Genomic DNA, 14,218 nt, shown 5'->3' with positions numbered 1-14,218 from the left:
CGGTGGGCAAGCTCTACTTCCGCTACGGCGCGATGAATTCGGGCAAGTCCACGTCTCTCCTCCAGGCCGCCTACAACTACGAGGAGCGTGGTCAGCACGTCCTCCTCGCCAAGCCGGCGATCGACACCAAAGGTGCAACGCAGATCGAGAGCCGACTCGGGATGACCCGCGAGGTCGACTTCCTGATCGCGCCAGAGGATGACGCACGGGCACTGTTCTCGGTGCACCGCGAGCGGATGCGGCGTTCCTCCGACGATGAGCTGCTCCCCGGCGGCCCAGTCGATGTCGCGTGCCTCCTGGTCGACGAGGCGCAGTTCCTCACCGCTGCGCAGATCGACGACCTCTTCCGGATCGCGGTCGACGACGGCATCCCGGTGATGGCCTACGGCATTCGCAACGACTTCCGCACGCAAGCCTTTCCGGGCTCGGCGCGACTGCTCGCGATCGCGCACTCGCTGGAGGAACTGAAGACCATCTGCCGCTGCGGTCGCAAGGCGGTGTTCAACGGTCGGGTGATCGACGGGCGTTTCGTCTTCGACGGCGATCAGGTCGCGATCGACGGGGGCGGCGACAAACTCGTCACGACGTACGAATCGCTGTGCGGCGCCTGCTACCTCGACGAGTCCGGCGGTCGTCTGAGCTGAGCGCGCCCGCGTGAACTTTGTCGTTGAGCGAGCGAAGCGAGACGAAACGCCTTGATCCGGCGTACGACGTCGGACGACGCGTTTCGTCTCGGTCGCTGGCGCTCCCGTGCTCAACGACCGGAGCAGGCGCGTGCTTGCGTGGTCTGACCACACAGGCTACTCTGTGGTCAGACCACAGGAGGACGGATGTCGGAGCACAACGAGACCGAGTCGGCGCCCCGCGCCTGGCGACTCGTGCTGGAGAGCATCGAACGCGACCTCCTCGACGGGCGCCTCGGTCCTGGCGACCGCATCGCGTCGGAGCGCGACCTCGCCGCCGATCTGGGCGTCGGACGCTCCAGCGTCCGTGAGGCGCTGCGGGTGCTCGAGGTGATGGGGTTGATCCGCACCGCGACCGGCTCAGGCCCGCAGTCCGGCGCGATCGTCATCGCCACGCCCACCGGCGGCCTGTCGACGCTGCTGCGTCTTCAGGTGGCAGCGCACGGCTTTCCGCTCGAGGATGTCGTCCGTACCCGTCTCGTGCTCGAGGATGCCGTCGTCACCGCCCTCGCCGGCGCGCAAAACCGAGACCTGTCTGCCGCGCACCAGACCCTGGACGCGATGGATGCGGCGGACCTCAGCCCTTCCGAGTTCCTGGCGCTCGACGCGCAGCTGCATCTCGCGCTGGCGGAGTCCAGCGGCAACACCGTCATCGCCGCGATGATGACGGGCCTGCGCACGTCCATCGAGTCGTACGTGCAGGAGGGTGCCGTCGCAATCGCCGACTGGGATGCGATGTCGGCCCTGCTGCGTTCCGAGCACCGCGCCCTCGTCGCCGCGATCGATGCGGGCGAGGTGGATGCCGCCCGCAGCCTCGTCCACGCCCACATCACCGGCTACTACACGGCGACGGGCCTCACGCGCCGCGCCGATGCACGAAACCCCCCATCCACCGACTGAGAGGAACACCATGGTCACGCGCCAGGTTCCCAACCCTGTTGAGCTCTTCGAGCTGATGAAGTTCAAGAAGCCCGAACTGAACGGCCGGAAGCGCCGTCTGGACGCGGCGCTCACGATCGACGATCTGCGCCTCATCGCCAAGCGCCGCACGCCGAAGGCGGCCTTCGACTACACAGACGGTGCCGCCGAGGGCGAACTCTCGTTGACCCGCGCGCGCCAGGCGTTCCAGGACATCGAGTTCCACCCCGGCATCCTGCGTCCTGCCCCCGAGGTCGACACCTCTGTCGACATCCTCGGCGGTCCGAGCGCTCTCCCGTTCGGCATCGCTCCGACGGGGTTCACGCGTCTCATGCAGACCGAGGGGGAGGAGGCCGGGGCCGGAGCCGCGGCGGCCGCCGGCATCCCGTTCACGCTCTCCACCCTCGGCACCACGTCGATCGAAGGCGTGAAGGCCGTGAATCCGCACGGGCGCAACTGGTTCCAGCTCTACGTCATGCGCGATCGGGAGATCTCCTACGAGCTCACCCGCCGTGCCGCCGATGCCGGGTTCGACACCCTGCACTTCACGGTGGACACCCCGGTCGCCGGAGCGCGCCTGCGCGACAAGCGCAACGGTTTCTCGATCCCGCCGCAGCTGACGCTCGGAACCATCATCAACGCGATCCCTCGGCCGTGGTGGTGGTACGACTTCCTCACCACGCCGAAGCTCGAGTTCGCTTCGCTGAGCACCACCGGCGGCACCGTCGGTGAGCTTCTGGATGCCGCGATGGATCCCACCATCAGCTATGACGATCTCGCGGTGATCCGCGACATCTGGCCGGGGAAGATCGTCATCAAGGGCGTGCAGACGGTCGAGGACGCGCTGACGCTGCGCGACGCAGGTGTCGATGGCATCGTGCTGTCCAACCACGGCGGCCGTCAGCTCGATCGCGCACCGATTCCGTTCCACCTGCTGCCATCGGTGCGATCGGCGGTGGGAGACGACTTCACGGTGATGATCGACACGGGCATCATGAACGGTGCCGACATCGTGGCCTCGGTCGCACTCGGTGCCGATTTCACCCTGATCGGCCGCGCCTATCTGTACGGGCTGATGGCCGGCGGTCGTGCCGGCGTCGACCGCACGATCGACATCCTGCGCAGCGAGATCGTGCGCACGATGCGCCTGCTCGGTGTGTCTTCGCTGGCCGAGTTGGAGCCGGGCCACGTCACGCAGCTGCAGAGGCTGGTTCCGGTGTCGCGCCGCGAGGTACCTCGTGTTCGTGCGGCGGATGTCCCGGCATGACGCGGCTGAAGATCGAGATATCCGTTCCCGAGAGTCACGCCGAAGCGGTGATCCACGCCCTGCACGCCGCCGGTGCGGGGCGGATCGGGGCGTACGAGCGGTGCACCAGCTCCTGGAAGGTGACGGGCAGCTGGCAGGCGCTTCCCGGTTCGCAGCCGTATGAGGGCGACGTCGGCGCGGTGCAGAGCAGCGAGGAGATCCGGATCGAGTCCGTCTGCGACGTGGAGCAGGCCGGGGCCGTCCAGGAAGCGATCCGCCAGGCTCACCCCTACGAGGAGGCGGTCATCCACTTCCTGCCGATCTACGAGCCGTAGCGCGGCTCAGCGGACCCGGGCCGCCGGGTTCAGCTGCTTCAGCAGCTCATCGAGCTTGTCTGCGGTGTCCTCCCAGCCGTCCACGGCCACGGAGGGCACGCCGATGGCGAGTACGGGGTAGTCGTTTCCGCCTTCGTCGAGGCGGTCGCCGTAGAACAGCATGCTCGACAGCGGGATGCCGGTGTGCTCGGTGAGCTGCTGCATCCCGTAGGCCTTGTCGATGCCGGCGCGAGTGATGTCGATCGATGTCGATCCACCGGAGCGCACCTCGAGACCTGGCAGGCGCGCGGCGACGGCGTCGCGCAGTGCTGCGCGCTTGGCCTCTGTCGGATCCCATGCGTGTTTCGCGTCGCGCGGGGCCTGCTGGCCGAGGGCGGAGAAGGTGATCTGCGAGCCGCGGTCCTCGAGGATGTCGCCCCAGGGTTCGGGCTCCCAGAGGCCGAGCCGCTCGGCCTCCTCGCGCAGTGCGGTGAGAGCCGCGGACTTCTCGTCATCGGAGAGATCATGCGCGTAGACGAGGTCGAAGCCGGATCCGTCGTGGCGGAGATAGCGGGTGCCGCACGTCGGCAGCAGGTGCAGGCGCGCCAGTGTCGCGGCATCCGCCTCGCCGAGCTGGGCGACCACCTGCGTGCGGAACTGCTCCTCGTTGCCGCCGGAGATGATGGCGACGTCGACCGAACGCAACAGGGCGCGAAGCAGGTTCGCGATGCGCGGGCTGATCGCCCCCTTGGACGGAGCGAGGGTGTCGTCGAGGTCGAAGGCGACAAGGGTGGGCGCAGTCATGATGCTTCCAGATTAGGCGAGCGATCCTGCGAGGGGCGTGGAGCGAACAGCAGAGTGCAGGCGATGGCGAGGAGGACTCCGGCGGTGGCGCCGACGGAGTTCGCGACGATGTCGTTCACGGTCGCCGCGCGATGGGGGAGGGCTACGCGCTGAACGCCTTCGATCAGAACCGAGATCGCAGGTCCGGTGAGGAGCGAGAGCACCCAGATGCGCCGCGGCAGGAGCACGAAGGCCAGAGCGCCGACAGGCACGAAGACGAGAATGTTGGCGAAGATCTCGAGTTCTGTGAAGCCCCATCGGTTCCAGCCCAGCTGGTGGACGATGTCGACGACCCGGTCGAGGAGATTCGGCATCCGCTCCTCGATACGAGGAGGAGTGAGAGTGAGCATGGCGAGAGCTGTCAGGAGGAGGATTCCGATGACGGTGGCCGCACCACGGGTGATCCGGCGCGGCGGCGGAAGCAGGCCTCTCATGCGGTCCCTTCTCACTGGTGCGGATACGAGGAAGGCCGCCTCGAGGGCGGCCTTCCGGTGTTACTGGTCGGGGTGACAGGATTTGAACCTGCGACCTCTTCGTCCCGAACGAAGCGCGCTACCAAGCTGCGCCACACCCCGTTTTGCAACCCTCCGAGTCTACAGTGAAATCCCCGTGGCACCGAATCGGTGGTCCCGCGCGGTCAATGTGAGCAGCGTCGCTTCGGGACGGCACGCGAAGCGCACGGGGGCATAGATCGAGTGCCCGCATCCGGCGCTGACGTTCAGGGGGACGCTCCGTCCCTCGTGCGTCCAGGTGCTGAGTCCCTTCGCCTGCTTCAGGGGGATGTCGCAGTTCGCCACCAGGGCACCGTACCCGGGCAGGCAGACCTGACCGCCATGGGTGTGTCCGCCGAAGATCGCATCGGCGCCCAGATCGATGAAGCCATTCAGCACCCTCTGGTACGGGGCGTGCGTGACGCCGACGACCGAGGTGTCGGTATCCCGTGGCCCCAGATCCTTGATCGCTGAAGGCAGATCCTCGAGGCGGTCCCAGTCGCGGTGCGCATCGCTGACGCCGAAGAAGTCGACGGTGTCGCCCGCGACCGTGAGACGCGCCGCCGTGTTGTTGAGATCGGTCCAGCCGAGGTCATCGGTGAAGTACGCGTCCATGGCATCGGTGTCGAGCATCTCCGGTGCACGGTGGCGCTGCGAGGGCCCGGAGAAGTACCGCAGCGGGTTGCGCGCGGACGGTCCATTGACGTCGTTCGAGCCGTGCACGAACACTCCGGGGATGCCGGCGAAGGGCGCGAAGGCGCGTCTGATGCCGTTCAACCCGTCCCGATGCCCCAGGTTGTCGCCGGTGTTGACGATGAGGTCGGGGTTCAGCTGGGCGAGCGAGGCCAGCCAGTCCTGCTTGCGGTGCTGCCATGGCGCCATATGGGCGTCGGAGATGTGCAGCACCCGGATCGGGCTCGAGCCGGGCGCGAGCGCCGGCGAGGTCACCTCGCGCACGGTGAAGAGGTAGCGCTCGATGCCGATGCCCCACACGGCGGCGGCCGCACCCGCAGCCCCCACCGCGCCGAGCGCGATGAGGGCTGGGCGCGCGCTTACTCGCATGCGACCGAGACCGGCGTGCTCTTCTTCGTCGCTGTACCCGCCGCCGGACTGGTGGCCTTGACGACCGCTTCCGGTGGGTTGCAGGTCTTGTTGAACGAGATCGTCGTGAACCCGGCGCCGATGAGTGCGGACTGCGCCGCCCCCTTCGGCTGGCCGGTCACGTCCGGCATCGTCACGCCCTGGGCGTTGCTCGGTGAGAGCGTCACGACGCCGCCGCTCGGTGCCTGCCCAGCGGGATCCTGCGCGGCGACGACGTTGGTCGGGTGTCCGCTGTCGACAGGAGCGCCGAAGGACACCGAGAATCCCTGGTCTTCGAGGATCGCCGTCGCCTCGTCGATCGTCTTTCCGACGACGTTGGGGACATTCGTGAGCACCTGGCGGAGCAGATTCTCGTCCGGGCCGGGGAACTCGAGACCCCCGTAGACGGCATTCGCGGCGCGCTGCATGTCGCGGGCGAGCGTATAACGCATATTGCTCAGCCGATAGTCGTCGGTCGACTGGTTGTCGATGCGGGCCTGCCCCTCGGAGCGGCCGACCCAGACCGCGCTGGTGACCTGCGTGGTCGATTCGATCATCATGGTCGACCACGTCTCGTGCGTGCCGGTTTTACCCAGAACCGGGATGCCGTCGTCGGGATTCGCGCCGGTACCGGTACCGCTCGTCATCACGTTCTGCAGCGCGTACGCCGCTGTCGCCGCGACCTCAGGAGAGATCACCTGGGTACAGGACGATGCGGGGAGCGGTAGCTCTGTTCCGTTCTGTACGACACGGTCGATCGCCTTCGGGGTGCAGTAGATGCCGCCGTTGGCCACGGTCGCATAGGCTCCCGCCATCGCCAGCGGGGCGATGTTTTTCGAACCGAGGATGTCGAACGGGGCGGCCGGGTCATCGGTTGTCTTCTTCCCGTTCGCGAGCGTCACACCCATCCGGTCAGCAGCCTTGTTGATCTCGCACAGGTCCAGCTTCTCGGCCATCGCCAGGAAGCCGCTGTTCAACGATGACGCCGTGAATGACATCGGCGTTCCGTTGCCACCGTTGCCGCCCCCGTAGTTCCCGATCTTTGACGTCATCGGGACGGGCGTATCCCCGCACTTCATCTTGGTGAACATGCGGTTGCTGCCGTTGATCGACTCCCGCAGAGAGTGACCCTTCTCGAGCCAATCGATGAGGGTGAACAGCTTGTACGTCGAGCCCACCTGCACGCCGTTGGCGCCGCCGTGAGCCTTATCGGTCGCGTAGACGAGCGCCGAGTACGCCTGGTCACCAGTGATCGTCTCGCTGAACACCGTGTTCTGAGTGATCGCGAGCACGCGGCCGGTGGTCGCCTCGATCGATACCCCGGCCGCACCGAAGAACTGGTTGTCGAAGTTCGCGGGAGCGATGTTCGCCATCGACTCCGCGGCCGGATCCTGAATACGCAGATCCAGCGTGGTGTAGATCTCCAGACCGCCGCGACGCAGCTTTTCACTGCGTTCCTGCGGAGTGGCGCCGAACGCCGGATCATCGAGGACGATCGACTTCACGTACTCGCAGAAGTAGGCGTTTCGTCCGGCCGCGATGCACCCCTGCTGGGGCTCTAGGATCGCAGGCACGATCGGTGACGCGTCCGCCTCTTCGTACTGCGCCTGGGTGATCTTGCCGTCGACGAGCATGCGGTGGAGCACATAGTCGCGACGCTCTTTCGTCTTCGCGTAGCCGTCCTCGGCGCTGTTGACTGCGACGTCGTTCTCGGTCGCGGTGCCGCCAGGGAGGTCGATGCGGTAGTAGTTGGGGTTCTGCACCATGCCAGCCAGAGTGGCAGCCTGGGCGAGAGTGAGATTCGCGGCCGTCGTGGAGAAGTAATAGCTCGCTGCGGCCTCGATGCCGTAGACGGTGCCGCCGAAGTTCGCGATGTTCAGGTAGCCGAGCAGGATGTCGTTCTTCGAATAGTCCTTCTCGATCTGGATCGCGAAGCGCATCTCCTGCAGCTTGCGCTCGATGCCCTTGCTGCCGGTCGCGTTGGTCGCGTCGTTCCAGCACTGCTGCAGCTTCTCGGAGTACTCCTCGTCCTCCGTATCGACATCCTGCTCGCAGTCCTGGATCAGCACGTTCTTCACGAACTGCTGGCTGATCGTGGAAGCACCGCGAGAGGAGGTGCCCTTGATGTTGTCGACGATGGCCTTCACCGTGGCGCCGAGGTTGACGCCGCCGTGGCTGTAGAAGCTCTTGTCCTCACTGGAGAGAACGGCCTCGAACATCACCGGAGCCACCTGCTCGTACGTGACAGGCACGCGGTTCTGCTCGAAGACCGAAGCCAGCTTGAAAGGAGCGCCGTCGAGACCCGTCGCATAGAACGTCGACTGCTCCATCGGCGCAGAAGGCTCCAAGTTCGAGGGGAGTTCGTCGAAGAGCGTCAGGGCCTGGCTGCCGGCGAGGCCGGTCATCGCGAGGACCGGGGTGACAGTGGCGGTGACCAGAAGGCCAGCGACGGCGCTGAGCCCGACGAGCCCGAGAAGGCCGCCGAGCACGCCTTTCACCGTGCGATTCTTTTGAGGCATACGCTTGATCGTAGGGGAGTTCCCTGAAAACAGCCTTTGACGGGCGCGCACCTCTTCGGCAGGGTCTCTGAGCCCGCCGGAGGGCGGCACGCCCGAATCGATAGGAGTGCCATGACCACGTGGGAGTACCTCACCACGCCACTGCTCATCCACAACACCGCCGCGATCCTGAACAACTGGGGCAAGCAGGGCTGGGAGCTCGTGCAGGTCGTCCAGGGGCCCGAGGGCGGGCTGGTCGCCTACCTCAAGCGCCCGGTGACGACGGATGCTGCCGCCAACGCCGGCCTTGCCGCGGCGGCCGAGGCCTCGCGACAGTTCGACGGCGGTGCCGCATGAGCATCGCCGCTCGTCTGACCGAGCTCGGAATCGAGCTTCCCGCGGTCGCCGCGCCGGTCGCCGCCTACGTACCCGCCGTCGTGCACGGCGACCTCGTCTACACCTCGGGCCAGCTGCCCTTCACAGACGGAGCGCTGCCGGCGATCGGGAAGGTCGGCACGCAGGTCACCGCCGAGGATGCGAAGGCCTACGCGCGCACCTGCGCTCTGAACGCACTCGCTGCCGCCGCGGACGCCGCCGGGGGAGTCGACCGCATCGGTGGCGTGCTGCGTGTCGGCGGGTTCGTCGCATCCGCCGCCGCCTTCACCGGTCAGCCCGGTGTGATCAACGGCGCGAGTGAAGTGCTCGGCGAGATCTTCGGCGACGCCGGAAAGCATGCACGCGCGGCCGTCGGCGTCGCCGAGCTCCCGCTCGGCGCTCCGGTCGAGGTCGAGGTCACCTTCATCCTCGCCTGACGCATTCGATCCCGGCATCCGGGATGGAAAAGGCTGGTTCCCGACATCCGGAACCAGCCTTTTCCATCTCTGGAGCGTCGAACGACCTACTTGACCTGCGCCGAGATGATGCTCATCACCGCGGTGTCGGCGAGGGTCGTCGTGTCGCCGACCTCGCGTCCTTCCGCGACGTCGCGCAGCAGACGGCGCATGATCTTGCCCGAGCGGGTCTTCGGCAGCTCGCCGACGATGTACACGTCGCGCGGACGGGCGATCGCCCCGATCTGCTCGCCGACCCAGAGCCTCAGCTGCTGGGCGAGACCGGCCGGGTCGTGCTCCGACAGGTAGCTCTCCTTGATGATCACGAACGCGACGACGGCCTGCCCGGTCGTCTCGTCGGATGCGCCGACGACCGCGGCCTCTGCCGTGGCCTCGTGCGCCACGAGCGAGGATTCGATCTCGGCGGTCGACAGGCGGTGGCCGGAGACGTTCATGACGTCGTCGACGCGCCCCAGCAGCCACAGGTCGCCGTCTTCATCGAGGCGGGCGCCGTCGCCGGCGAAGTAGTAACCCTGATGCTCGAACTTCTCCCAGTACGTCTCCTTGTACCGCTCCGGGTCACCCCAGATGCCGCGCAGCATGCTCGGCCACGGCTCGGTGATGACGAGCAGTCCGCCGTTGCCGTTGCCGACATGCGCTCCCTGCTCATCGACGACGTCGAGGGTGATGCCGGGCAGCGGCACCTGCGCAGAGCCCGGCTTGGTGGCGATGACGCCGGGCAGCGCGGACACCATGATCGCGCCGGTCTCGGTCTGCCACCAGGTGTCGACGATCGGGGTCTTCCCGCCGCCGATCACGTCGCGGTACCACATCCATGCTTCGGGGTTGATCGGCTCACCCACGGAGCCGAGCAGTCGCAGCGACGACAGGTCGAACTTCTTCGGGACGCTGCGTCCGATCTTCATGAACGAGCGGATCGCGGTCGGGGCCGTGTAGAAGATCGAGACCTTGTACTTCTCGATGATCTCCCACCAGCGGCCGGGGTGCGGAGCATCCGGTGTGCCCTCGTAGAGCACCTGGGTTGCGCCGTTGGCGAGCGGACCGTACGCGACGTAGGAATGTCCGGTGACCCATCCGATGTCGGCGGTGCACCAGAACACGTCGGTTTCGGGATGCAGGTCGAAGACGTACTTGTGCGAGTACGCGGCCTGAGTGAGGTAGCCGCCGGACGTGTGCAGGATGCCCTTCGGCTTGCCGGTGGTGCCGGACGTGTAAAGGATGAACAGCGGGTTCTCGGCGGGGAACGCCTGCGCTTCGTGGTCGGCCGATGCCGCGGGCACGGCCTCGTGCCACCAGACATCGCGGCCTTCCACCCAGTCGACGTCGTTGCCGCCGCGCCGGACGACGAGCACATGCTCGACGGTCTGCTGCTCGCCCTCGCCGCGGTCGCTCAGCGCCTGGTCGACGGCGGGCTTGAGCGCCGACACCTTGCCCTTGCGGAAGCCGCCGTCGGCGGTGATGACGACCTTGGCGCCGGCATCGTCGATGCGCGAGCGGAGGCTGTCGGCGCTGAAGCCGCCGAACACGACGGAGTGGATCGCGCCGAGTCTGGCCACGGCGAGCATCGAGGCGATGGCCTCGGGGATCATCGGCAGGTAGATGGCGACGCGGTCGCCGTGGCCGACTCCGAGCCCCTCGAGCACGTTGGCCGTGCGCTTGACCTCGTCGGTCAGTTCGGCGTACGTGATGCGGCGCTCGTCGCCGGGCTCGCCCTCCCAATGCAGGGCGACGCGGTCGCCGTTGCCGGCTTCGACGTGCCGGTCGAGACAGTTGTAGGCGACGTTCAGCTCACCGTCGTCGAACCACTTGGCGAACGGCGGGTTCGACCAGTCCAGGACGCGGGTGAACGGCGTGTGCCAGTGCAGCAGCTCAGCGGCCTGCTCTCCCCAGAATCCCTCCCGGTCGGCGGCGGCGCGCTCGTAGAGCGCGGGGGACGAGATGGACTGTGCGACGAATTCCTCCGACGGCGGGAACCGGCGGGTCTCGTCGAGAAGGTGATCGATCTGGCTGCTCATCGGCAGGCGCTCCTTTGCGGCATTGCTGGTCCTGCTGGGCGCGGTCATGTGGGGTCGCATGACCGGGTCATCGTGAATCTAATCGCGGGGCCCGACATCGCCTACCGCCGAAAGTCGGTATCGGGATGGGTTTTGTCAGGAGTGCCGCCTTGCGTACACTCGACGTCAGCCGAAATCTCATTCCGGCCTTGGCGTGCCCGTTTCCCCCGAACGGGCCCTGCCGTGGGCGGCATCTCATTCCCCCCGTGAGGTGCCGCCCTTCTCCGTTTGGGAGCGGTCCCGAAGCCGGTCGTGCGCTGCCGCGCGCAATCCTTCTGCACGGATCCAACTGCGCGAGAAGTTCTGCACAGGACGCGCGAATCGCGCACCGCGGTCGGGAAGCGGGTGCCTAGCGTCGGGGGATGACCGATTCCTTCGTCATCCAGCCACGCGGTGTTGGCGTATCGGCACCGTCGACGGCGGTGCCGGCCGAGGCCGCCGCGCTGCAGGTCGATCCGGCGTTCGGCGCCCTCGCCGCGCACTGCGCCGATGAAGCGGTGACGGACATCTTCGTCAACGGGGCGGCCGGGCTCTTCGTCGATCGCGGAAACGGCGCTGAGCGCGTGACGGAGTGGAGCGCGTCGGAGCGGGAGGTGCGCGATCTCGCCGTCGCTCTCGTCGGTCTGGGTGGCAGGCATCTCGACGACCAGGCACCATGCGTCGACGTGCGGCTGGCTTCCGGCATCCGTGTGCATGCCGTGCTCGCCCCGGTCTCGACGTCCGGAACAGCCCTCTCGATCAGGGTGCCGCGGGTGCGCGCCGCCGATCTCGACGCCCTGGCAGCGCTCGGCGCCTTCGATGCACGTCAGCAGGGCTGGCTGACGGCACTCGTCGCCGAGCGCGCGAACATCCTCCTCACCGGCGGCACCGGCACCGGGAAGACGACATTGCTGTCAGCCCTTCTCAGCGCCGTGCCGCCCGGGGAGCGCATCGTCACGATCGAGGACGTGGCAGAGCTGCAGCCGCAGCACCCCCATCACGTCGCGCTGGAGGCGCGGCAGGCCAACCTCGAGGGAGCCGGCGGGATCAGCCTGGCCCGTCTCGTACGTGAGTCCCTGCGGATGAGGCCCGACCGGCTGGTGGTCGGGGAGTGCCGTGGCGAGGAGGTGCGCGAGCTGCTGACCGCACTGAACACCGGTCACGACGGTGGTGCCGGCACACTGCATGCCAGCGGTCTGCGGGACGTGCCCGCTCGGCTGGAAGCACTGGGTGCGCTGGCAGGGATGGATGCCACGGCCCTCGCCCGGCAGGCGGTGAGCGCGTTCACGGTCGTGCTGCACCTGGCTCGCACGCCGGACGGCACCCGGCGCATCGCACAGGCCGGCGTCTTCACGGTGAACGGCGATCGTCTCGGTATCGAGGAGGTGCAGCCGTGGTGAGAGTCTCTCGTGCCGGCAGCGCCGCGGACGAGGATGCGGCGACGGCCGTGCGCACGCTGGCGGTGCTGCTCCAGGCGGGCGCGGTACCGCTGGTCGCCTGGCGGCACCTCGCCGAGAGCGGCGACCCGCACGCGGCCAGGATCGTCGATCGGGTCGAGAGGGGCTTGCCACTGCTCGGCGCGGTCGAGGCCGAGGGCGGCGCATGGGTCGATCTCGCAGCGGCATGGGACGTCGCGACGACGGTGGGGGCACCGCTCGCCGAGGTGCTGCGGATGCTCGCCGACACCTTGCAGGACGCGGCGTCCGCCGCCGACGATGTGCGGGTCGCGCTCGCCGAACCGGCCGGCACTGCGCGGCTGCTGCTGTGGATGCCGTTGGCTGGACTCCTTCTGGGCTTCGCGCTCGGCTTCGACACGCTCACGGTCGTCGTCTCGAACCCGATCGGCGGTGCCTGCGTTGTCGCCGGGCTCGGCCTCGTGCTGGTGGCGCGTGCGTGGACCCGACGCCTGCTGCGCAAGGCGCAGCCCGAACCGGGAACGCCGGGTATGCAGGCCGAGCTGGTCGCGGTCGCCCTTTCAGGAGGCGCCTCGATCGATCGCGCACTGCGACTGGTCAGCGAGAGCTCAGCGAGCGACCAGGGCGGGGAGGAACGCACCCGATCGGTGCTGGACCTCTCCCGGGCGGCCGGAGTCCCCGCCGGCGAGCTCCTGCGCGCCTCCGCCGCGCAGGACCGCCATACCGCCCGCGTGCGGGGCAGGCTCGCGGCAGCGCGGCTCTCGACCCGGCTGCTCATTCCGCTCGGCGTGTGCACACTCCCGGCCTTCCTCCTCCTCGGTGTCGCACCATTGCTGCTCAGCGTGCTCGCCTCGACCCCTCTACCGCTGTGACCGAACCCACGACCACGGACGCCGGACGGCGTCCAGATAGAAAGAAGGAACACCATGAACACCATCCCCACACTCGACCGCCGTCGTGCGGCGGCGCTGTTCCTTGATGACAGCGGTGCCGCCACGGCCGAGTACGCCATCACCACGATGGCCGCTGTCGCCTTCGCCGGCCTGCTGGTCGTCATCATGCGCTCGGAGGAGGTCCGCGGCATCCTCACCGATCTCGTGCGGCGGGCGCTCACGGTGTCGTGAAGCACCCATCGGCTCGTGCCAGACGGAGCAGACTCGGACGAGACCCGGCGGGTGAACGCGGCTCGGTCGCTGCTGAGCTCGCGCTCGCGCTGCCCGCGGTCGTCCTGACGCTCCTGCTGGGTGCCGGAGCGCTCGGCGCGGCGTCGCGGCAGGTCGCGCTGCAGGACGCCGTGGCCGATGCGGCTCGCCTTCTCGGCCGGGGCGAGAGCGTCGGCGCCGCCGAGGCAACCGTCGTGGCATCCGTCGCCGGAGCAGGCATCTCGACCGCATCACGGGGTGATCTCGTGTGCGTGACAGCGCGCCTCGAGGTGGCGGTCGGTGCTGTCATCCGGGTGCCGCTGCAGGCGTCCAGCTGCGCACTCGACGGTGGTCGCTGATGGCCGGGTCGGCGTTCGGAGCAGGGCTCCTGGCCGTCACGGCCGTCCTGTCCCTGGGGCTTGCGGCCGTCGGTGGGGCCGCGGTCACCGCCCAGCGTGCGGCGGGTGCGGCGGATGCGGCCGCGCTCGCCGCGGCCGATGCGGCGAGCGGTGCGATCGCCTCTCCGGAGCCGCCATGCGACCTCGCCGGAAGGGTCGCGGCGGCTGCCGGAGCGACCCTCACCGCGTGCTCCGTGGAGGGCTTCGTTGCGACCGTACAGGTGGAGGCGGCGTACGCTGGACTCGCTGCCGTCTCCCGAGCCCGTGCCGGGCCACCCGAGGGAAACTGACGGCGGCGCATACTTC

At 68.1% G+C, this 14,218-nt stretch carries 16 protein-coding genes and 1 tRNA gene; 11 read left to right on the top strand and 6 right to left on the bottom strand.

Annotated features, from left to right (window positions below; genetic code table 11):
- Positions 1-2 precede the first annotated feature (2 nt).
- The 4 genes from MRBLWH12_RS09165 (at position 3) to MRBLWH12_RS09150 (ending at position 3,182) form a co-directional block, all read left to right on the top strand.
- Positions 3-644: a thymidine kinase gene (locus MRBLWH12_RS09165; protein ID WP_363548370.1), complete on the top strand. Its 642-nt coding sequence runs from the start codon at positions 3-5 to the stop codon at positions 642-644.
- 186 nt (positions 645-830) lie between these two features.
- Positions 831-1,583, top strand: coding sequence for a FadR/GntR family transcriptional regulator (locus tag MRBLWH12_RS09160; RefSeq protein WP_363548368.1), 753 nt, complete (start codon positions 831-833; stop codon positions 1,581-1,583).
- A 10-nt stretch (positions 1,584-1,593) separates the two neighbouring features.
- Entirely contained in the window at positions 1,594-2,868 is a 1,275-nt protein-coding gene (locus MRBLWH12_RS09155; protein WP_363548366.1) for an alpha-hydroxy acid oxidase, read from the top strand.
- Positions 2,865-3,182, top strand: coding sequence for a hypothetical protein (locus MRBLWH12_RS09150; protein ID WP_363548364.1), 318 nt, complete (start codon positions 2,865-2,867; stop codon positions 3,180-3,182). Before MRBLWH12_RS09155 ends, MRBLWH12_RS09150 begins: the two co-directional genes overlap by 4 nt.
- A 6-nt stretch (positions 3,183-3,188) precedes the next feature.
- Here the strand turns inward: MRBLWH12_RS09150 and MRBLWH12_RS09145 are convergent, their stop codons facing one another.
- From MRBLWH12_RS09145 to MRBLWH12_RS09125, 5 genes are all read right to left on the bottom strand, one after another.
- A complete protein-coding gene (locus MRBLWH12_RS09145; protein WP_363548362.1) occupies positions 3,189-3,965 on the bottom strand; it encodes an HAD-IIB family hydrolase in 777 nt (258 codons plus the stop codon).
- Positions 3,962-4,438, bottom strand: a complete 477-nt coding sequence (locus tag MRBLWH12_RS09140) for a VanZ family protein (RefSeq protein WP_363548360.1) — start codon at positions 4,436-4,438, stop codon at positions 3,962-3,964. The genes MRBLWH12_RS09145 and MRBLWH12_RS09140 overlap by 4 nt, the downstream gene beginning before the upstream one ends.
- Positions 4,439-4,502: 64 nt before the next feature.
- Positions 4,503-4,579: transfer RNA gene (locus MRBLWH12_RS09135), tRNA-Pro, on the bottom strand.
- A gap of 18 nt (positions 4,580-4,597) precedes the next feature.
- On the bottom strand, positions 4,598-5,557 hold the full coding sequence (locus tag MRBLWH12_RS09130; RefSeq protein WP_363548358.1) for a metallophosphoesterase: 960 nt from the start codon (positions 5,555-5,557) through the stop codon (positions 4,598-4,600).
- Positions 5,548-8,094 (bottom strand): transglycosylase domain-containing protein, encoded by a 2,547-nt coding sequence (locus MRBLWH12_RS09125; RefSeq protein WP_363548356.1) that lies wholly within the window; start codon positions 8,092-8,094, stop codon positions 5,548-5,550. The genes MRBLWH12_RS09130 and MRBLWH12_RS09125 overlap by 10 nt, the downstream gene beginning before the upstream one ends.
- A gap of 111 nt (positions 8,095-8,205) precedes the next feature.
- On the opposite strand from MRBLWH12_RS09125, the gene MRBLWH12_RS09120 reads away from it, so the two are divergent.
- Complete coding sequence (locus tag MRBLWH12_RS09120; protein ID WP_363548354.1) at positions 8,206-8,430, top strand: hypothetical protein; 225 nt, start codon at positions 8,206-8,208, stop codon at positions 8,428-8,430.
- A complete protein-coding gene (locus MRBLWH12_RS09115; protein ID WP_363548352.1) occupies positions 8,427-8,885 on the top strand; it encodes a RidA family protein in 459 nt (152 codons plus the stop codon). The genes MRBLWH12_RS09120 and MRBLWH12_RS09115 overlap by 4 nt, the downstream gene beginning before the upstream one ends.
- 86 nt (positions 8,886-8,971) lie before the next feature.
- On the opposite strand, the gene acs is transcribed toward MRBLWH12_RS09115, so the two are convergent.
- Complete coding sequence (acs, locus tag MRBLWH12_RS09110; protein WP_363548350.1) at positions 8,972-10,939, bottom strand: acetate--CoA ligase; 1,968 nt, start codon at positions 10,937-10,939, stop codon at positions 8,972-8,974.
- A 401-nt stretch (positions 10,940-11,340) separates the two neighbouring features.
- On the opposite strand from acs, the gene MRBLWH12_RS09105 reads away from it, so the two are divergent.
- From MRBLWH12_RS09105 to MRBLWH12_RS09085, 5 genes are read left to right on the top strand one after another with little or no spacing between them, the layout of a single operon-like run.
- Positions 11,341-12,357, top strand: a complete 1,017-nt coding sequence (locus MRBLWH12_RS09105) for a TadA family conjugal transfer-associated ATPase (RefSeq protein ID WP_363548348.1) — start codon at positions 11,341-11,343, stop codon at positions 12,355-12,357.
- Positions 12,351-13,244 (top strand): type II secretion system F family protein, encoded by an 894-nt coding sequence (locus MRBLWH12_RS09100; protein WP_363548346.1) that lies wholly within the window; start codon positions 12,351-12,353, stop codon positions 13,242-13,244. Before MRBLWH12_RS09105 ends, MRBLWH12_RS09100 begins: the two co-directional genes overlap by 7 nt.
- A 54-nt stretch (positions 13,245-13,298) precedes the next feature.
- Positions 13,299-13,496 (top strand): DUF4244 domain-containing protein, encoded by a 198-nt coding sequence (locus tag MRBLWH12_RS09095; protein WP_341973873.1) that lies wholly within the window; start codon positions 13,299-13,301, stop codon positions 13,494-13,496.
- Positions 13,493-13,873 (top strand): TadE family type IV pilus minor pilin, encoded by a 381-nt coding sequence (locus MRBLWH12_RS09090; protein WP_363548344.1) that lies wholly within the window; start codon positions 13,493-13,495, stop codon positions 13,871-13,873. Before MRBLWH12_RS09095 ends, MRBLWH12_RS09090 begins: the two co-directional genes overlap by 4 nt.
- Positions 13,873-14,202, top strand: a complete 330-nt coding sequence (locus MRBLWH12_RS09085; protein ID WP_363548342.1) for an Rv3654c family TadE-like protein — start codon at positions 13,873-13,875, stop codon at positions 14,200-14,202. Before MRBLWH12_RS09090 ends, MRBLWH12_RS09085 begins: the two co-directional genes overlap by 1 nt.
- Positions 14,203-14,218: the final 16 nt, after the last annotated feature.

It is taken from the genome of Microbacterium sp. LWH12-1.2 (assembly GCF_040675825.1).
In the GTDB taxonomy this organism is placed as follows: domain Bacteria; phylum Actinomycetota; class Actinomycetes; order Actinomycetales; family Microbacteriaceae; genus Microbacterium.
Note: the sequence above shows the minus strand (reverse complement) of the source record. Positions and strands in the feature narration are given on the sequence as shown.